Origin of the sequence: Pseudomonas sp. PD9R (genome assembly GCF_019200975.1) — a bacterium.
In the GTDB taxonomy this organism is placed as follows: Bacteria; Pseudomonadota; Gammaproteobacteria; order Pseudomonadales; family Pseudomonadaceae; genus Aquipseudomonas.
Map to the genome: position 1 here is coordinate 581,433 of NZ_JAHTMR010000002.1, position 19,263 is coordinate 600,695.

The following is a 19,263-nucleotide window of genomic DNA, read 5'->3' on the forward strand; positions in this document are numbered from 1 at the left end:
AAAAGATTGCAGCCTGCGGCAGCGCCTACATGGGAATCGAATACACCCTGTAGGCGCGGCCGCAGGCTGCGATCTTTTGATCTTGCCCAGCCTGTCATTTGGTCAAAGCGTGCTCGGCCCGCACCGAGTTCATGAACGCCTGCATGGCTGACGATTGAATGCGGTGACGCCGGGTAATCAATCCATACGGTGGCAGCCGCGCTTCAAACTTGATCGGCAGCACCGCCAGCAGATCACGACCGGGATAATCCTCGACCACCGACACCGGCGTGACACCGAGCATGTCCGTCTGCTGTATCAATGAGAGCAAGGTCATGATCGAAGTGGTTTCGACGATGCTGCTCGGAATGTCGACCCGCGCGTTGTGGAACACCTGATTGATGATCGCGCGCATCGGGCTTGGATGCTGTTGCAGCACCCACGTCATGTGCTGCAGTTCGGCCCAACCCAGTTGTTTCTCCTGCGCCAGAGGATTTTGCGCGCTGGCAATCACGCACAACGCTTCCTCACCGAGGCTGTCGAAAAGCAATTCTTCAGCCCGCGCGCCGGCGGGAATCCGCCCCAAAACGATATCCAGTTGATCCTGCAACAGCGCCTGCACCAGCACATCGCTGGTGTCGACCTGGATGCTCATGGACAAACGTGGATGACTTTGTTTCAAGGTCGCGATGGTACGGGTCAATAAACCCGAGGCCAGCGCCGGAATCGCGCCGACCGCCACCCGGCCAAGGTTGCCGGATTCCAGCGCCACCAGCTCCTCGCGCATGCCGCTGAGTTCGGCGAAGACCATGCGTGCGTAGTAAATGACGGTTTCCCCGAACGGGGTAGAGCGCATGCCCCGAGGCAGACGTTCGAAGAGTTCGACGCCGAGCAAGTCCTCGGCTTCGTGCAGCATCTTGGTCGCTGCGGGCTGAGTCATGCCGATGTGATCGGCGGCGCGGCGAAGCGAGCCAAACTCCTGCAACGCCAGCATCAACCGCAGTTGGCGCAGACGCAGTCGACTGTGGATCACATTGGCAGCAGGAATTCGGGTCATGGGCCGTGCTCGCAAGAAAGTCTGCGGCAAGCCTGACAACAAATGTCAGGCGTTGCCAGCATTGCTGTGTCACAGCACCGATTTTGGCTTGGCAGCGTGAGGTTTGCGCAGGCCTGTCAGCGCGCCCAGCGCTTTGGAAATCAACGGCCAGAACAGCATCAACAGCGCCGCCGTGGTCAGGCTCCCCACCAATGGGTTGGACCAGAAGATGCCCAAGTGCCCATCGGAAAACAGCATCGACTGGCGGAACGCATCTTCAGCCTTGTCCCCCAGCACGGCGGCCAACACCAGCGGTGCAATCGGGTAGCCGAGTTTCTTGAACAGATACCCCAGCGCACCGAAGCCCAGCATCAGCACCACATCGAAGAACGAGTTGTGCACCGAGTACGCACCGATGGCGCAGACCATGATGATAATCGGCGCAATGATCGAGAACGGTATGCGCAGGATCGAGGCGAACAGCGGCACGGTGGCCAACACCACGATCAGGCTCACCACGTTGCCCAGGTACATGCTCGCGATCAGGCCCCAGACAAAGTCATGCTGTTCGACGAACAGCGTCGGGCCAGGGTGCAGACCCCAGATCATCAGGCCGCCGAGCATCACCGCCGCAGTGGCTGAACCCGGAATACCCAGCGTCAGCATCGGCAGCAAGGCGCTGGTGCCGGCCGCGTGATCGGCGGTTTCCGGGGCGATCACGCCTTCGATTTCACCTTTGCCAAAGTTGTCGCGGTTCTTCGAAAAACGCCGCGCCAGGCTGTAGCTCATGAACGATGCGGCGGTCGGGCCGCCAGGCGTGATGCCCATCCAGCAACCGACCAGGGTGCTGCGCACGATGGTCCACCAGTAACGCGGCAACTTGGCCCAGGTACGCAGGATCACCATCGGCGTGATGCGCGCATGCTCGCCACGGAACACCAGGCCTTCCTCCACGGTGCAGAGGATTTCGCCGATGCCAAACAGACCGATCACCGCCACTTCGAAACTGATGCCGGTCATCAGGATCGGCTGATCAAATGTCAGACGCAGATTGCCAGACACGGTGTCCATGCCGACCGCCGCCATGGCGAAGCCGATCATCATCGCCACCACGGTTTTCAGCGGAGGGTTCTTGCTCATGCCGATGAAGGTGCAGAACGCCAATAGATACACCGCGAAGAATTCCGGCGAACTGAATGACATGGCGAACGCGGCAATTTTTGTCGACAGAAACGTCAGCAGCAACACGCCGCACAACGCGCCAATCAGCGCCGAACTGAAGGCGGCGGTCAGTGCTTCGGCGGCGCGACCTTCACGGGCCATCGGGTAGCCGTCGAAGGTGGTCGCGACCGATGAGGGCTCGCCGGGTATGTTGAATAGAATCGAAGTGATCGAGCCGCCGAACAGCGCGCCCCAATACATGCACGACAACAAAATGATCGCCGACACCGGCGACATGGTGAACGTCAGCGGCAACAACAGTGCCACGCCATTGGGGGCGCCGAGGCCGGGCAATACGCCGACCAGAATGCCCAGCAGAACGCCGATCACCATCAAGCCGATGTGGCCCGGGGTCAGGATCAGGTTCATGCCTTGCAGCAGGGAATCGAACTCGCTCATTTGAAATGTCTCCCGGCCAGGGCAATCCAGTCACCCATAGGGCCGGCATCCAGCGGCACCTTGAACCACAATGCAAAAATCAAGTAACTGGCGAGCACCGCACCAAGCGACACGCTACCAATCATCCATTTGCCGTAAGGCTTGGCGCGGACCTTGTCGCGCCACATGAACCAGGCGATGAAGCAGGCGGAAGACACATAGATGCCGGTCAATGGCATGGCGCCGACGAACAGCGCGATGGGCACGAATACCGATAGCACTTGCTTGAACGCACTGCGACTGACGAATGCAACGCTCAGGGCTTGCCAGCGGATCACGGTCAATACGCCGTTGGCCACACTCGCGGTGCTCAACAGCAAGCCGATGTAGAAGGGGAAGTAGCCCGGCTCGGGCCCGGCATCGCCCCAGCCGATACCTTGTTCGCTGCTGCCGAACATCACCACCGCGCCGATCAGTGCGGTGAACACCGCCAGGCCGAGTTCGACCCAATGGGTGCCGACCAGCGCCGGTGAATCCGAAGAATGAGACATGAAAACACCTCCAACAGGTGACGGCCGCTCGCAGGCGAACGGCCGTGACGACTCAGTTTTTCAGCCAGCCGGCTTCTTTGAACACCGGCGTAACACGGGCGGTGTCTTTTTCGATGTAGGCGGTCAGCGGCTCGCCTTCGAGGAAGGTCGGCACCAGCGCGTTCTGCTTGACGTAGGCCTTGAACTCATCGGTCTGGGTGACTTTGCGCATCAGCTCGACGTAGAACGCGCGCTGTTCGGCGGAGATGTCGCCGGGCATGAACACGGTGCGCGGGAAGCGGTACTGATCAATGCCCAAGCCCTGTTCGTGACAGGTTGGAACGTCAGCCCAGGATTTATCGCCGGCGACTTTCTCGGTATAGCTCATGCGTTCCTTACTGAACACACAGAGCGGTTCGACCTGATCGCCGCGCCATTGGCTGATGCTTTCACTGGGGTTGTTGACGTTGGCGGCGATGTGTTTGCCGGCCAGTTGAGTCGCGGCTTCGCTGCCGCTCTTGAACGGGATGTACACCAGTTTGCTGTTGTTGGTCTGGTTCAGCAGCAGCGTCAGGGTCTGGTCAACATCTTTGGATTGGCTGCCGCCCATGCGCAGGTTCGACGGATCGGCCTTGACCGCTTCGTAGAAACCTTTGGCGTCCTTCCACGGTGCGTCTTTGTAGCTCCAGAGGATGAAATCGTCCTCGGCCACGGCGGCAATCGGCGTCAGTTCCTGCCATTGATAACCGAGCTTGGACACCAGCGGCAGCAGGTAGATGTTGTTGGTGCCGATTACCAGTTTTTCGGCATCGCCCTTGTTCATTTTCATGTCGAGAAAGGCTTCGGCGCCATTGCCGCCGCCCTTGTTGAGGACGATGGTATTAACGTCGAGGAATTTGTGCGTGGTGATGATCGATTGGATCAGGCGGCCGAGCTGGTCGGTGCCGCCACCGGGGCCGCCAGCGACGACGATTTCGACGTTCTTGTCCGGTTGCCAGGCGTGAGCGAGGGCGGGAAGGGCGCCAGCGGCGATCAGCGTGCAACCAAGAAACAGGCGGGAGGTGCGACGGACGAATGCATTTCGCATGGAAGGGCCTCGTTTTTGTAGTTGTTATGAGTGGCTTGTCTGAGCGGTAAAGCTGCAAGCCTGGCCTGAGTGTGGGAAACCGCCGTCGCCGCGTCTAGTCAAAACAATACATACACCGATAGCCTGGGGTTATAGCTCGGCAAACGAAGCAGCATTTATGTAGGAGCGAGCTTGCTCCGGGCGGCGATCCGACGATGGACTCCAGAGCACGGCGTTTAGCCAGAAAACCAACGACATCGTTAACGACCATCGCGAGCAGGCTCGCTCCTACAGGAAAGATGCGTTGAAAGGTCGTTGAAAGCAGGGCATGACATAACCCGAGGCTATCGCCTGATTTCAAGTTTTGATTAGACGGTTATCGCCGAGCCTTCGATAGTGCTCGCCAACGCCGTGACAAACGCGGTGATGTTGCATCCACAAAAATAAAAAATCGAGGTACGCACCATGGCTCGTCCCAGTGCTTCCCTGCATCTGCCCGGCGCAGATTCGCAACCGATGGCCGCGGCGATACCGCAAGACAGCATCATCAAGGCCAGCAATGTGCGCTGGCGGATCTTCGCGATCATCTTTGCGCTGACCATGGTCAACCTGATCGATCGGGTGTCGCTGTCGATTGCTATGCCGACCATTGCCCACGAATTCTCCCTGTCGCCGAGCATGCAGGGGCTCATCCTCAGCAGCTTTTTCTGGGCCTACGCGTTGTTGCAGATTCCTGGCGGCTGGATGATCGACCGCTTCGGTCCGCATCGGGTCATCAGTTGGTCCACCGGGTTGTGGGGCACGTTCCAGGTGTTGGCGGCATTCGCCAGCGGTGGCCTGTCGTTGCTGTTTGCGCGGGTGGCGCTGGGAGCGTCGGAAGCACCGTTGTTCCCATCCGGCGGCAAATTGATTTCACTTTGGCTGGCGCCCAGCGAACGCAGTCGCGGTGCGGTGTTGATGGACAGCGGCAGCCCGCTGGGTGTGGCGTTGGGTGGTTTGATCATTGCTTATCTGATCGCCTCGCTGGACTCCTGGCGACTGGCGTTCGTGATTGCTGGTGTTGCAACTCTGGTCCTGGCGTGGATGGCGCGGCGCTACTTGCGCGATGATCCGGCCAGTCATCCGCAGGTCAATGATCTGGAGCTTGAGAAAATCAATGCCGGTCGCGCCACTCCAGCCGCTGAAGCCGCCCGTGCGCCGGTCAAAGGCCTGGGCATTGCCGCCCGTTCTCTAAGCGGTTTGCTGATCGGGCGGGCCAGTTGGGCGATGGTGTATTTCGGTCTGTTGACCTGGGGGCCGAGTTATCTGGCCCAGGCCCGAGGCTTTGACATCAAGGGCATCGGCGCAGCGACCTTCGTGATTTTCATCTGTGGCGCGTTGGGGTCATTGACCGGTGGTTTCCTCTGCGACGGCCTGATCCGTAAAGGCGTCAGTCGTGGGGTGGCGGTCAAGAGCCTGCTGGCGTTTTCCGGTCTGGTAGCCCTTGGTGCGTTCCTGTTGTTGCCGACCCTGAGCAATCCTTTTGCGGCCGTGGCGCTGTTGGCCATGACCGCGTTTTTCTTGATGTGGGGGAGCCTCTACTGGAGCTTCCCGGCGCTGCTGGCAGCGCCGGCGCGGGTTGGCTTGATTGGCGGCGTAATGAACATGGCCGGCAGTACCGGTGGTATAGCGGTGCCGATTCTGGTGGGGGTGATTTTGCAAATGGCCGGTGGCTTCGCTCCTGTGCTCGGTTTCTTCGCGGCGTGTTCGGCAGTGTTTGTGCTGGCAACGTTGTTCATCAGTCTCGACGAGGTGCGTCATGGCTAAATTATGGGACGGCCCGATTATCGATGCCCATCATCACTTCTGGGACCCGACCATCAACGATCACCCATGGCTCGCACCCGAGGCCAATATCCCGTTTCGGTACGGCGATTACAGTGCGATCAAGCGCCGCTATTTTCCCGAGGATTACTTCGCCGATGCCGGTGATCATCGGGTGGTGCAAACGGTGTACGTCGAGACCGAGTGGAACCCGCAGGACCCGATTGGCGAAACCCGTTTCATCGAGCAACTGGCTGCTCGCTATGGCGTGCCGAACGCGATCGTTGCGCAAGCCTGGCTCGACCATCCGGATGCCATCGACGTGTTGACCGAACAGGCGACATTCAAGTGCGTGCGCAGCGTGCGGCACAAACCCGGTGGGCCAACGGTGCCTGCGCAGGTCGGGCATCAGCGCAGCCTGATGAGCGACGAACACTGGCGTCGCAGCTACGCCGCGCTCGAAGGCCTGGGCCTGCATTTCGATTTGCAGACGCCGTGGTGGAACCTGCACGAGGCCGAACGGCTGGCTCGGGATTTTCCCGGCATCACCCTGATTCTCAACCACGCCGGATTACCCAACGACCGCAGCGCCGAAGGCCTGGCCGGTTGGCGGCTGGCCATGGCGCGACTGGCCCAATGGCCGAACGTGCAGGTGAAGATTTCCGGGCTGGGGCAGGGCGGCCAACGCTGGCGCGCCAAGGACAACGCCTGGATCGTGCGCGAAGTGATCGCGATGTTCGGTGCCGACCGTGCGATGTTCGCCAGCAACTTTCCGGTGGACAGCTTGTGCGGTTCATTCGATGACATCTACAGCGGTTTCAAATCCATCGTCGCCGATCTGCCCGTGGCCGATCAGGAGCGACTGTTCTATAGCAACGCGCAGCGGGTTTATCGCTGCGAGCATTGCGCCATTGACCGGGCGTGGCCTGAACCCTTGAGGAGTGAAGCATGAAAAAAACCACTATCGCCATGGTCCTGGGTGACCCGGCAGGCATCGGCCCGGAGCTGATCGCACGCTTGCTCGCCGTGCCCGAAGTGCGCAGCAAGGCTCAGGTGATTCTGATTGCCGACGAGGCGGAAATGCGGCGCGGCATGCGCATCGCCGGCGTCGAATTTCCCTATCGCCGCGTGGAGTCGCTGGAGCAACTGTCGTTCGTTGATGACACGCCGCTGTTCTACGATTTTCGTGGCGAAACCCTTGGGGAATTTCCCCGCAGCGAAGCCAGCGTCATCGGCGGTCGCTATAGCCTCGACACTTTGGAAATAGCTCTGCGCCTGACCGAGGCCGGCACCACTGACGCCATATTGTTTGGCCCGTTGAACAAGACGTCGCTGCACATGGCCGGCATGGCGCACAACGATGAGTTGCACTGGTTCGCCGAGTTGCTGGATTTCCACGGGCCGTTCTGCGAGTTCAACGTGCTCGACAATCTCTGGACGTCGCGGGTGACCTCCCACGTAGCGTTATCCGAAGTGCCCGGCCTGTTGACGCAAGCGCGAGTAGTGGAAGCGATCCAACTGATCGACACCGCACTCAAGCGCAACGGCCTGGAGAAACCGCGTATCGGCGTTTGTGGCTTGAACCCGCACAACGGTGACAACGGCTCGTTTGGCCGCGAAGAACTGGACATCATCGGCCCGGCCGTTCGCTCGGCGCAGGCGCTGGGGATTGCGGCCGAAGGGCCGTACCCGGGGGACACGATTTTCCTCAAGGTCCAGGGCGATGCCAGTGCCTTTGACGCGGTCGTCACGATGTATCACGACCAGGGTCAGATCGCGATCAAGTTGATGGGCTTCTCCCGTGGCGTCACGGTGCAGGGTGGCTTGCCGATCCCGATCACCACACCGGCCCACGGTACCGCGTTCGATATCGCGGGGCAGGGCAAAGCCAACGTCGGCGCAACCCGTCAGGCATTCGAGATTGCTTGCAGGATGGGCGGCAACAACTACTGATTCCACACAATTCCCTGTGGGAGCGAGCCTGCTCGCGATAACGGCAGTACAGACACCTCAGCAGTGACTGTCAGGCCGCTATCGCGAGCAGGCTCGCTCCTACGATTTTTTGTGCTGTGTCTGATAACCCGATCTAGCGGATGAGCGCTTTTCGATATCACCTGAGGTTATCGCCGGATACGCATAAGTGATTATCCGCACCCCCCGAGCGCTGGCTAAAGTCGCCCCATCGAACGCCTGGAACCGATCACACGAGCGGCTCTGGACACACGACTCAACAACTATAAAAAGCCGGCAGCGCAAGGAAACTGTATTCATGAAAATCAAAGCGATCCGTACCCGCGTTTTCGAGTGGAAAGGCAAAGTCGTCCCACCTCAAGCGCACTTCTGCACCAACGCCAGCGACATTCTGTTCGAGCGCGGCGATGCCATGGGCTCGTTCCGTTTCCACGGCTGGCTGGTGGTGGAAGTCGAGACCGATACCGGTCTTGTCGGCATCGGTAACTGCGCCCTGGCACCGCGTGTGGCCAAGGAAATCATCGACACTTACCTCGCGCCAATCGCCATCGGCGAAGACCCGTTCGACAACGAATACATCTGGCAGAAGATGTACCGCCAGAGCCACGCCTGGGGCCGCAAAGGCATTGGCATGGCGGCGATCTCGGCGATCGACATTGCCATCTGGGACATCATGGGCAAAGCGGTGAACAAGCCGGTGTTCAAGTTGCTCGGCGGCCGCACCAAGGAAAAGATCTGGACCTACGCCTCGAAGCTCTACGCCAACGACAACCTCGACCTGTTCCTAGAAGAAGCCCAGGGCTATCTGAGCCAGGGTTTCACCGCACTGAAAATGCGTTTCGGCTACGGCCCGAAAGACGGCCCGGCAGGCATGCGCAAAAACATCGAACAGGTGCGGGCGCTGCGTGAACTGGCCGGCCCGGACATCGACATCATGCTCGAATGCTACATGGGCTGGACCCTGGAATATGCCCGCCGCATGTTGCCGAAACTGGCCGAGTTCGAACCGCGCTGGCTCGAAGAACCGGTGATCGCCGACGACATCGAGGGTTACATCGAACTCAAAAAAATGGGGATCATGCCAATCTCCGGCGGCGAACACGAGTTCACCTCCTACGGCTTCAAAGACCTGCTGGAACGCCGCGCCGTCGACGTGATCCAGTACGACACCAACCGCGTCGGCGGTATCACTGCCGCGCGCAAGATCAACGCCATGGCCGAAGCCTGGTCGGTGCCTGTCATCCCGCATGCCGGGCAGATGCACAATTACCACCTGACCATGTCCACCACCGCCTCGCCGATGGCCGAGTTCTTCCCGGTATTCGACGTCGAAGTCGGCAACGAACTCTTCTACTACGTGTTCAAGGGCGAACCGCAACCGGTCAACGGCTACATCCAGCTGGACGACAACAAGCCGGGCCTGGGTCTGGAAATCTCCGATGAATACTTGAGCGACTTCAACATCATCGAGTGACCTTGCAGCGCTGCTTTCGGGCAGCGCCAATCCTGACTTTCTGGAGGGCCGCCATGCGCCTGATTCAATTTGAAAACGCCACCGGTGAACGCCAGGTCGGCCTCGTCGAGGGTGCACGGATTCAAGTCCTGCGCGACACCCGCAGCACTCGGGAGCTGGCACTGGCGGCGATCCGCGCCAACCGCAGCCTGCAAGAAGAAGTCGCCCGGCGCGGCACCGAGCCAGGCCCGGAATATGCGCCGCTGTTGCAGCAAGGTCGCGTCCTGCCGCCGCTGGACCACGAAGACCCGGCCCATTGCCTGATCAGCGGCACCGGCCTGACTCACTTGGGCAGCGCTTCGGCGCGAGACAAAATGCATCAGCAAGAAGGCGCGGTGGAAGCCGGCATGACCGACACCATGCGTATTTTCAAGTGGGGCCTGGAGGGCGGAAAACCGGCGGCGGGGCAGGTCGGCGCGCAGCCGGAATGGTTCTACAAAGGTGATGGCAGCATCGTCGTGCGACCTGGTGCGGACTTCCCGGTGCCGCCATTCGCCGAAGACGCCGGGGAAGAACCGGAGCTGACCGGGCTCTATGTGATTGGCGACGACGGCCAGCCGTATCGCCTCGGTTATGCCTTGGGCAACGAGTTCTCCGACCATGTGATGGAGAGGCGCAATTACCTGTACCTCGCTCATTCGAAACTGCGTTTTTGCTCCTTCGGTCCGGAGCTGCGCGTCGGTGAATTGCCCAGGCATCTGGCCGGCACCAGCCGCATCAAGCGCAATGGCGAAACGATCTGGGAAAAGGAGTTTCTCAGCGGCGAAGACAACATGTGCCACAGCCTCGCCAATCTGGAATTCCATCACTTCAAGTACGCGCAGTTTTTGCGCCCCGGTGATGTCCATGTGCACTACTTCGGCACCGCCACACTGTCGTTTGCCGACGGCGTGAAAACCCAGCCGGGAGATCGTTTCCAGATCAGCCTCGAAGAGTTCGGTGCACCGTTGGTAAACGGCATCGGTGAAAGCGCCCAGCCGTTGGCCATCGGTCAGGTTCGCACGTTGTAGGAGCGAGCTTGCTCGCGATGGACTCAAGAGCGCCGCACATATATTCGGCTAGTCAGGCGATCAAGGAATCACTCATGACCACGTTATCTGGACACAACTACATCGGCGGTCGGCGCAGCGCCAACGGGACTTTGCAATTGCAAAGCCTCGACGCCACCACTGGCGAGGCGCTACCGGGCACGTTCTTCCAGGCATCCGAAGCCGAAGTGGACGCCGCTGCCAAAGCGGCCGCTGCGGCGTACCCGACCTACCGCAACCTCAGTGCGGAAAAACGCGCCACATTCCTCGACGCCATCGCCGATGAAATCGACGCATTGGGCGAAGATTTCGTCGCCACCGTGTGCCGCGAAACCGCATTGCCGGCCGGGCGCATTCAAGGTGAGCGTGGCCGTACCAGCGGGCAGATGCGTTTGTTCGCCAACGTCCTGCGTCGCGGCGATTTCTACGGCGCGCGTATCGACCGCGCGTTGCCCGATCGCCAGCCATTGCCGCGTCCGGATTTGCGTCAGTACCGCATCGCGCTGGGGCCTGTGGCGGTGTTCGGCGCCAGCAACTTTCCGCTGGCATTTTCCACTGCCGGCGGCGATACCGCTTCAGCATTGGCCGCCGGTTGCCCGGTGGTGTTCAAGGCTCACAGCGGGCACATGGCAACCGCCGAATGGGTGGCAGACGCGATCATCCGCGCTGCCGAGCGCACCGACATGCCGGCTGGCGTGTTCAACATGATCTACGGCGGTGGTGTCGGTGAGTGGCTGGTCAAGCACCCGGCGATCCAGGCTGTCGGTTTCACTGGTTCGCTCAAGGGCGGCAATGCCCTGAGCCACATGGCCGCGAACCGGCCACAACCGATCCCGGTGTTTGCCGAGATGTCGAGCATCAACCCGGTATTCCTGCTGCCCGAGGCGCTGGCGGTACGCGGTGAGCAGATTGCTGCGCAACTGGCCGGCTCGGTGACCTTGGGCTGCGGTCAGTTCTGTACCAATCCCGGCCTGGTCATTGGCTTGCGTTCACCGCAGTTCAGCCTGTTCCTGGAAACGTTCTGCGCCAGCATGAACCAGCAACCGGCGCAGACCATGCTCAATGCCGGCGCGCTGGTCAGCTACAGCCGAGGCCTTGGCGAGTTGCATGAACATCCGGGATTGACGCACCTGGCAGGCAAGCCACAGCAAGGCCACCAAGCGCAGCCGCAGGTGTTCAAGGCCGATGTCAGCCTGTTGCTCAAGGGGGATGAATTGCTTCAGGAAGAAGTGTTCGGACCGACCACCATCGTCATCGAAGTCGCAGACCGGGCGCAGTTGGCAGCGGCGCTGCACGGCTTGCGCGGGCAACTCACGGCGACCCTGATCGGCGAAGTCGAGGAGTTGCTGGAGTACCGCTGGCTGGCGGAGATGCTGCAGGAAAAGGTCGGGCGGATTCTGCTCAATGGCTATCCGACCGGGGTCGAGGTGTGCGAGGCGATGGTACATGGCGGGCCGTATCCGGCGACGTCGGATTCGCGCGGGACTTCGGTCGGGACCTTGGCCATTGATCGATTCCTGCGGCCAGTGTGCTTCCAGAATTACCCGGATGCGTTGCTGCCCGAGGCGTTGCAGGATGCCAATCCGCTGGGGATTCGGCGGTTGGTGGATGGGGAGGTGAGTGCCCTCGCTCTGTAATGGTCGGTGTCTGGACTATCGCCTTCGCGGGCAAGCCTCGCTCCTACAGATTTGAGTCGTGCCCAACATTACGCGGCAACTCAATCCCGTAGGAGCGAGGCTTGCCCGCGAAGGCGTCCTCGGCTGCGCCACAAATTTACTTGGCCGTCACCTCAGCCACTTTCACCACCGCCGGCTTCAACACCAACCACAACGCCGCCGCAATCAAAACCCCGCCATAAATGTGCGCCATCGACAGCGGCTCATCCAGCAACAATGCCCCCCACAGAACTCCGAACGGCGGGATCAGGAAGGTCGTGGTCATCGACTTCACCGGCCCGACCGAGCTGAGCAAACGGAAGTAGATGATGTACGCAAGCGCCGTACACATCAGCCCCAACCCCAGCAACGACAACCAGACACTCCAGCCGCCCCAGCTCGCCGGTGGCTGGTTGATCACGCTGTAACCGAACAACGGCAACAGGAACAGCGTTGCCCCGAGCATGCTGCCCAACGCCGAAAGACGACTGTCGAGACCTCCCGCCTGATCGAGCCAGCGACGGGCCAGGAAACCGGCAAAACCGTAGCAGGTCGTGGCGAGCAGGCAGGCAGCGGCACCCATCAACAATTCAATATCGAACGCCATGGGGCCTGCACGGGTCAGTACGCCGACCCCGAACAGCCCGAGGAATACGCCACCCAGTTTGGCTACGGTGAGCCGTTCATGGAAAAACAGGACGCCGATCAGCACACCCATCAGCGGCGTGGTGGCATTGAAAATCGATGAATAACCGGCTGGAAGCACCTGCGCGGCGACGGAATACAGGGTCGCGGGAATGCCAGAGTTGATCACCCCGAGCAGCATCACGGTCTTGAGTTTGCCTTTGAAATCCCAGCTGATGCGCATCAGGCCAAGAATCACCAGCAACCCGGCAGCGGCAATCGATACGCGGAAAAAAGCCGTAGGAATACTGCCAATCACCGGGGCGATGATGCGCATGAACAGAAAACTCGCACCCCAAATGGCCGCCAGTGACAGTAAACGGAATATATCGACGGGATTCACAGCGCGTTCCTTCCTTGATGGGGACGAGAGTGTTGCCGAGCGCCTGATCGATGGCAACCGCAAAACGCGCATATAACTCCCAAGCGCGTCGATGACGCGGCAGCCCGAAAATTACACTTCTCCTGCACCCGCTTCACTGGCTAAGCTCAGGCTTCCCGAATTCCCGCAGAGGTCTCACCATGCCGCAGCATTGGCCAGCCGCCGACATCGCCCGTTTGATCCTCGACGGCTTCGACGATTACCGCGAGCATTTCCGCCAGATCACTGACGGCGCCCGGGCCCGTTTTGAACAGGCCCAGTGGCAGGAGACGCAATCGGCGTCGGCGGCGCGGATCAATCTCTACGAAGAAAAAGTCAGCGAAACGGTAGATCGGCTGCGCATCGCTTTCGACACGGACACGCTGGACGTCAGTTGCTGGCCGCTGGTCAAAAGCGCTTACATCTCGTTGATCGACCTGCGTTTCGACGATGAGCTGTCCGAGACCTGGTACAACTCGATTTTCTGCGGGCTGTTCAGCCATGACTTGATCAGCGACGGCTGCATGTTCATCCACACCACCCGGCCAAGCCTGCGTCGGGCTCGCGCTGCACAAACCCGTACCTACAAACCCCAGGGCCAGTTGTCCGGCATGCTGGCGAGCATTTTTGCCGACTACCGTTTCAGCGAGGAATACGCCGACCTGTCCGGCGACCTGCGCCGCCTCGAAGCACAACTGCGCGAGAGCCTGCCGGACTGGGTGTGCAAGGACCCGGAGTTGAGTGTCGAACTGTTTTCCTCGGTGCTCTACCGCAATAAGGGCGCTTATCTGGTTGGGCGCATCTACACCGCTGATGAGCAATGGCCGTTGGCGATTCCGCTGCTGCACCGTGAAGGCCACGGCATCCAGATCGATGCGCTGATCACTGATGAAGCGGATGTGTCGATCATCTTCTCGTTCACCCGTTCTTACTTCATGGTGGATGTGCCGGTGCCGGCGGAGTTCATCGGCTTCCTCAAGCGTATCCTGCCGGGCAAGCACATTGCCGAGCTCTACACCTCGATCGGCTTCTACAAACACGGCAAGTCCGAGTTCTACCGCGCGTTGATCAACCACCTGGCCAACACCGACGACCAGTTCATCATGGCCCCCGGCGTGCGCGGCATGGTCATGACCGTGTTCACCCTGCCGGGCTTCAACACCGTATTCAAAATCATCAAGGATCGTTTTTCGCCGTCGAAAAACGTCGACCGCGCCACGGTGATCGAGAAGTACCGCTTGGTGAAAAGCGTCGACCGTGTCGGGCGCATGGCCGATACCCAGGAGTTCGCCGACTTCCGTTTTCCGCTGAGCAAGTTCGAGCCGGCGTGTCTGGAGGAACTGTTGGAGGTCGCGCCGTCCACAGTGTCGGTGGAAGGCGACACGGTGCTGATCCGCCACTGCTGGACCGAACGGCGGATGACACCGCTCAACCTGTATCTGGAGAATGCCAACGAAGCGCAAGTGCGCGAAGCCCTGGAAGATTACGGCCTGGCGATCAAGCAACTGGCGGCGGCAAACATTTTTCCTGGCGACATGCTGCTGAAAAACTTCGGCGTCACCCGTCATGGTCGCGTGGTGTTTTACGACTACGACGAGATCTGTTTCCTGACCGAAGCCAACTTCCGCCACATCCCGGAGCCGCGCACGCCGGAAGACGAAATGGCGTCCGAGCCGTGGTACTCGATCGGACCGCTGGATGTGTTCCCCGAAGAGTTCCCGCCGTTTTTGTTTGCCGATTTCGGGCAGCGCAAGTTGTTCGATCAATTGCATGGCGAGTTGTACAACGCCGATTACTGGAAAAGCCTGCAAGAGGCGATACGCGCCGGCAAGGTGATCGACGTGTTCCCGTATCGCCGCAAAGGCCTCAATAACGAATAAATACGCACTCTGCAGGGGCTGCCGCAGGCTGCGATCTTTTGATCCTGCTTTTAAAATTCAAGGTCAAAAGATCGCAGCCTCGTTTCACTCGACAGCTCCTACACAGCTCCTACAGGAGAACCAGCCAATCCATAGCAAATCTGCGACAATCTGCAACCTGCGCCACTAGACGACTGAATTGCGTACCCGATGACCGACGAATCGCCCTCCATCGACAAACTGCTGAAAAACCTCGATCACGCCATGCTCGCCGACCGCCACCGGCTGCGGCGGCAGTTGCTTGAGCTGCGCAAGAACCCCGACGAGGCCAAGCTGGCCCAATGGGTGGCGCGCATGCAGGCTTCCTGTGATCAGGTGCTGGCACGCAAGGCCAGCCTGCCGGTGATTCGCTACGACGACAGCCTGCCGATCGCCGCCAAGCGTGACGAAATCAAAGCGGCGCTGCAAAAGCATCAAGTGCTGATCATTGCTGGCGAAACCGGCTCGGGTAAAACCACCCAGTTGCCGAAGATCTGCCTGGAAATCGGTCGCGGCCAGCACGGTCTTATCGGCCATACCCAACCACGCCGAATCGCCGCGCGCAGTGTGGCGAGCCGGGTTGCCGAGGAACTGGGCACGCCGTTGGGCGCGCTGGTCGGCTACCAGGTGCGTTTCGAGGACCAGAGCGATTCCAACACCCTGATCAAACTGATGACCGACGGCATCCTGTTGGCGGAAACCCAGAACGACCGTTATCTGGAACGCTACGACACGATCATCGTCGACGAAGCTCACGAACGCAGCCTCAACATCGACTTCCTGCTCGGCTACCTGAAAACCCTGTTGCCGCGTCGCCCGGACCTGAAAGTCATCATCACTTCGGCGACCATCGATCTGGAGCGCTTCTCCAAGCATTTTGACGATGCGCCGATTGTCGAAGTGTCTGGCCGCACCTTCCCGGTGGACACTTGGTATCGCCCGCTGACTCTGGAGCAGGACGAAGAGGGCAACCGCGTCGAAGACGACCTGACCGTGGATCAGGCAATCCTCGCCACCCTCGACGAAATCGCCGCGTACGAACGCAGCGAACGCCGCAGCCCCGGCGATGTGCTGGTGTTCTTGCCCGGCGAGCGCGAAATCCGCGACGCCGCCGACATGCTGCGCAAGGCCCAACTCAAACACACCGAAATTCTGCCGTTGTACGCACGCTTGTCGCCGGCCGAACAGCAGCGGATTTTCCAGTCGCACCCGGGGCGTCGCGTGGTTCTGGCGACCAACGTCGCGGAAACCTCGCTGACGGTGCCCGGCATTCGTTACGTGATCGACAGCGGTACCGCGCGCATCAGCCGCTACAGCTACCGTGCCAAGGTCCAGCGCCTGCCCATCGAAGCCATTTCCCAGGCCAGCGCCAACCAGCGCAAGGGCCGTTGCGGACGGGTCGAGCCGGGCATTTGCATCCGCCTGTACAGCGAAGAAGATTTCATTGGACGTCCGGAATTTACCGACCCGGAGATCCTGCGCACCAACCTCGCCGCCGTTATCTTGCAGATGCTGCACCTGCGCCTCGGTGAGGTCACCGCGTTCCCGTTCATCGAGCCGCCGGATGGCAAGGCCATCAGTGACGGTTACAACCTGCTGCAAGAACTCTCGGCGGTGGATCGCAACAGCCAACTGACCCCGCTCGGTCGGCAATTGGCGCGGCTACCGGTGGACCCGCGCATGGGCCGCATGCTGCTCGAAGCGGCCAAACTTGGCAGCTTGCAGGAAGTGCTGATCGTCGCCAGCGCCATGTCGATCCAAGACCCGCGCGAACGTCCGCCGGAGCGTCAGCAAGCGGCGGATCAGGCCCATGCGCAATGGAAAGACGTGGATTCGGACTTCGCCGGGCTGGTCAATCTGTGGCGCGGCTTCGAAGAGCAGCGCCAGGCGTTGACCGCAAGCCCGCTGCGTAACTGGTGTCGCAAGAATTTCCTGAATTATCTGCGCCTGCGCGAATGGCGCGATTCCCACCGCCAGTTGAGCCTGATCTGCCGCGACATGCAGCTGAGCCTCAACAAAGAACCGGCGGATTATCCGAAGCTGCACAAAGCCGTTCTGGTCGGTTTGCTCAGTCAGATCGGGCAGAAAACCGAAGACGGCGATTACCTCGGCGCTCGCCAGCGGCGCTTCTGGATTCACCCGTCATCGGGGATCGGCAAGAAGCGCCCGCAATGGTTGATGACCGCCGAGCTGGTGGAAACCACCAAGCTCTATGCGCGGATGGTGGCGAAGATTGATGCCGACTGGATCGAACCGTTGGCCGGGCACCTGATCAAGAAAAACCACTTCGAACCCCATTGGGAGAAAAAGCGCGGGCAGGTCGTGGCTTTCGAGCAGATCACCTTGTTCGGATTGATCGTGGTCGGTCGCCGGCCAGTGCATTACGGGCCGGTGGACCCGGTGGTGTCCCGCGAGTTGTTTATCCGTGAAGGGCTGGTGCGTGGCGAAATTCAATCCAAGGCCAAGTGCCTGACTGCAAACAAGCAGCTGCTGGAACAGCTCGACGAGCTGGAGGCCAAGGCCCGTCGTCGCGACATTCTCGCGGATGAAGAAACCCTGTATGCCTTTTACGACGCGCGGTTGCCGGCGGAGATTCACCAGACCGCGACCTTCGACAGCTGGTATCGAATCAACAGCCAGAAAGACCCGCAGCTGCTGATCATGCGCGAAGAAGACGTGCTGGCCCGCGAGGCCAGTGAAGTCACCGCCCAGCATTACCCGGACACCCTGCACATCGGTGATCTGGAATTGGCCCTGAGTTACCACTTCGAACCCAACCATCCACGCGACGGTGTGACCCTGCGCGTGCCGGCACCGCTGTTGCCGATGCTGCCGCCGGAACGCCTGGAATGGCTGGTGCCGGGAGTGATCGAGGCCAAGTGCATCGCGCTGGTACGCAACCTGCCCAAGGCCTTGCGCAAGAATTTCGTGCCGGTGCCGGATTTCATCAAAGCGGCGTTGCAGCGCATGACCTTTGCTGAAGGTTCGTTGCCCCAGGCGCTGGGACGCGAGTTGTTGCGTATGACCGGTGCCCGCGTCAGCGACGAAGCCTGGGCGGAAGCTGCACAACAGGTCGAAAGCCATTTGCGCATGAACCTGGAAATTGTCGACGCACAAGGCAAGTTCCTCGGCGAAGGGCGTGATCTGGCCGAGCTGACCGCACGTTTTGCCGAAGCCAGCCAAGCCGCATTAGCCGTGCCGCAGACTGCGAAAAGCCAGCAGCCGGTCGAGCCGAAGGTGTTTGCTGCCGTTGCCGAGAAAACCCAACAGAAGATCGCCGGCTTGTCGATGACGGTGTATCCGGCGCTGGTGGAAGAGGCGGGAACGGTCAAGGAAGGGCGCTTCTCGACGCCAGCTGAAGCCGAGTTTCAACATCGCCGTGCCTTGCAACGTTTGCTGATGCAGCAATTGGCGGAACCGGCGAAGTTCCTGCGCGGCAAGTTGCCGGGGCTGACCGAGCTGGGATTGATGTACCGCGAGCTGGGGCGTATCGATGCGCTGGTGGAAGACATTCTGCTGGCCAGCCTCGACAGCTGCATTCTTGACGGCGAAGACCCGCTGCCCCGTGACGGCGCGGGGCTGGCGTCGCTGGCCGAGCGCAAGCGTGGCGGCTGGACCGAGCACGCGGAACGTCTGGCGAAGCTGACCCTGGAGATTCTCAAGCTTTGGCACGGCCTGCAAAAGCGCTTCAAGGGCAAGATCGACCTGGCACAAGCCGTGGCCCTGAACGACATCAAGCAGCAGCTCAGCCATCTGGTGTACCCAGGCTTCGTCCGGGAAACGCCGATGCAATGGCTCAAGGAGTTGCCGCGTTACCTCAAGGCCATCGAGCAGCGCTTCGAGAAACTCGGCGCGCAAGTGCAGAAGGATCGGGTGTGGAGCGGCGAGTTGTCCGGCCTCTGGGCCCAATACCAGACCCGCGCCAACAAACACGCCCAGGAAGGCAAACGCGACCCGCAGCTGGAGCTGTATCGCTGGTGGCTGGAAGAGTACCGGGTTTCGCTGTTCGCCCAGCAGTTGGGGACCAAGGTGCCGATCTCCGACAAGCGCTTGAACAAGCAGTGGACGCAAGTCGAGCCCTAAACCCGATCCTTTGCGATCACTGTATTTGGCTGTGATCGACTGTAGGAGCTGCCGAAG

At 60.5% G+C, this 19,263-nt stretch carries 13 protein-coding genes; 8 read left to right on the top strand and 5 right to left on the bottom strand.

What is annotated here, in order from left to right:
- Positions 1-94 precede the first annotated feature (94 nt).
- The 4 genes from KUF73_RS07180 to KUF73_RS07195 form a co-directional block, all read right to left on the bottom strand.
- Positions 95-1,036: a LysR family transcriptional regulator gene (locus KUF73_RS07180; protein WP_218437343.1), complete on the bottom strand. Its 942-nt coding sequence runs from the start codon at positions 1,034-1,036 to the stop codon at positions 95-97.
- A 69-nt stretch (positions 1,037-1,105) separates the two neighbouring features.
- On the bottom strand, positions 1,106-2,635 hold the full coding sequence (locus KUF73_RS07185) for a tripartite tricarboxylate transporter permease (RefSeq protein ID WP_218437344.1): 1,530 nt from the start codon (positions 2,633-2,635) through the stop codon (positions 1,106-1,108).
- Complete coding sequence (locus KUF73_RS07190) at positions 2,632-3,165, bottom strand: tripartite tricarboxylate transporter TctB family protein (RefSeq protein WP_218437345.1); 534 nt, start codon at positions 3,163-3,165, stop codon at positions 2,632-2,634. The genes KUF73_RS07185 and KUF73_RS07190 overlap by 4 nt, the downstream gene beginning before the upstream one ends.
- 52 nt (positions 3,166-3,217) lie before the next feature.
- Entirely contained in the window at positions 3,218-4,231 is a 1,014-nt protein-coding gene (locus tag KUF73_RS07195) for a tripartite tricarboxylate transporter substrate binding protein (protein ID WP_218437346.1), read from the bottom strand.
- A gap of 495 nt (positions 4,232-4,726) precedes the next feature.
- On the opposite strand from KUF73_RS07195, the gene KUF73_RS07200 reads away from it, so the two are divergent.
- The 6 genes from KUF73_RS07200 to KUF73_RS07225 all read left to right on the top strand — a co-directional run bounded on the left by KUF73_RS07200 (position 4,727) and on the right by KUF73_RS07225 (position 12,162).
- Entirely contained in the window at positions 4,727-6,016 is a 1,290-nt protein-coding gene (locus KUF73_RS07200; protein ID WP_256345468.1) for an MFS transporter, read from the top strand.
- On the top strand, positions 6,009-6,965 hold the full coding sequence (locus tag KUF73_RS07205; RefSeq protein ID WP_218437348.1) for an amidohydrolase: 957 nt from the start codon (positions 6,009-6,011) through the stop codon (positions 6,963-6,965). The genes KUF73_RS07200 and KUF73_RS07205 overlap by 8 nt, the downstream gene beginning before the upstream one ends.
- Entirely contained in the window at positions 6,962-7,966 is a 1,005-nt protein-coding gene (locus KUF73_RS07210) for a 4-hydroxythreonine-4-phosphate dehydrogenase PdxA (RefSeq protein WP_218437349.1), read from the top strand. Before KUF73_RS07205 ends, KUF73_RS07210 begins: the two co-directional genes overlap by 4 nt.
- Positions 7,967-8,282: 316 nt before the next feature.
- Positions 8,283-9,458: an L-rhamnonate dehydratase gene (locus KUF73_RS07215; RefSeq protein WP_218437350.1), complete on the top strand. Its 1,176-nt coding sequence runs from the start codon at positions 8,283-8,285 to the stop codon at positions 9,456-9,458.
- A gap of 53 nt (positions 9,459-9,511) precedes the next feature.
- Complete coding sequence (araD1, locus tag KUF73_RS07220; protein WP_218437351.1) at positions 9,512-10,507, top strand: AraD1 family protein; 996 nt, start codon at positions 9,512-9,514, stop codon at positions 10,505-10,507.
- Between the two features lie 74 nt (positions 10,508-10,581).
- Complete coding sequence (locus KUF73_RS07225; RefSeq protein WP_218437352.1) at positions 10,582-12,162, top strand: aldehyde dehydrogenase (NADP(+)); 1,581 nt, start codon at positions 10,582-10,584, stop codon at positions 12,160-12,162.
- 136 nt (positions 12,163-12,298) lie between these two features.
- On the opposite strand, the gene KUF73_RS07230 is transcribed toward KUF73_RS07225, so the two are convergent.
- Positions 12,299-13,207, bottom strand: a complete 909-nt coding sequence (locus KUF73_RS07230; RefSeq protein ID WP_218437353.1) for a DMT family transporter — start codon at positions 13,205-13,207, stop codon at positions 12,299-12,301.
- A gap of 179 nt (positions 13,208-13,386) precedes the next feature.
- On the opposite strand from KUF73_RS07230, the gene aceK reads away from it, so the two are divergent.
- Together aceK and hrpA are read left to right on the top strand one after the other, a co-directional pair.
- Positions 13,387-15,105, top strand: a complete 1,719-nt coding sequence (gene aceK, locus KUF73_RS07235) for a bifunctional isocitrate dehydrogenase kinase/phosphatase (RefSeq protein WP_218437354.1) — start codon at positions 13,387-13,389, stop codon at positions 15,103-15,105.
- A gap of 189 nt (positions 15,106-15,294) precedes the next feature.
- A complete protein-coding gene (gene hrpA, locus KUF73_RS07240) occupies positions 15,295-19,206 on the top strand; it encodes an ATP-dependent RNA helicase HrpA (protein WP_218437355.1) in 3,912 nt (1,303 codons plus the stop codon).
- The last annotated feature ends 57 nt before the right edge of the window (positions 19,207-19,263 follow it).

Bases quoted from the DNA above. Each gene is read 5' to 3' on its own strand.
- KUF73_RS07180 (WP_218437343.1), bottom strand. From the start codon at position 1,036: ATGACCCGAATTCCTGCTGCCAATGTGATCCACAGTCGACTGCGTCTG.
- KUF73_RS07185 (WP_218437344.1), bottom strand. From the start codon at position 2,635: ATGAGCGAGTTCGATTCCCTGCTGCAAGGCATGAACCTGATCCTGACC.
- KUF73_RS07190 (WP_218437345.1), bottom strand. From the start codon at position 3,165: ATGTCTCATTCTTCGGATTCACCGGCGCTGGTCGGCACCCATTGGGTC.
- KUF73_RS07195 (WP_218437346.1), bottom strand. From the start codon at position 4,231: ATGCGAAATGCATTCGTCCGTCGCACCTCCCGCCTGTTTCTTGGTTGC.
- KUF73_RS07200 (WP_256345468.1), top strand. From the start codon at position 4,727: ATGGCCGCGGCGATACCGCAAGACAGCATCATCAAGGCCAGCAATGTG.
- KUF73_RS07205 (WP_218437348.1), top strand. From the start codon at position 6,009: ATGGCTAAATTATGGGACGGCCCGATTATCGATGCCCATCATCACTTC.
- KUF73_RS07210 (WP_218437349.1), top strand. From the start codon at position 6,962: ATGAAAAAAACCACTATCGCCATGGTCCTGGGTGACCCGGCAGGCATC.
- KUF73_RS07215 (WP_218437350.1), top strand. From the start codon at position 8,283: ATGAAAATCAAAGCGATCCGTACCCGCGTTTTCGAGTGGAAAGGCAAA.
- araD1 (WP_218437351.1), top strand. From the start codon at position 9,512: ATGCGCCTGATTCAATTTGAAAACGCCACCGGTGAACGCCAGGTCGGC.
- KUF73_RS07225 (WP_218437352.1), top strand. From the start codon at position 10,582: ATGACCACGTTATCTGGACACAACTACATCGGCGGTCGGCGCAGCGCC.
- aceK (WP_218437354.1), top strand. From the start codon at position 13,387: ATGCCGCAGCATTGGCCAGCCGCCGACATCGCCCGTTTGATCCTCGAC.
- hrpA (WP_218437355.1), top strand. From the start codon at position 15,295: ATGACCGACGAATCGCCCTCCATCGACAAACTGCTGAAAAACCTCGAT.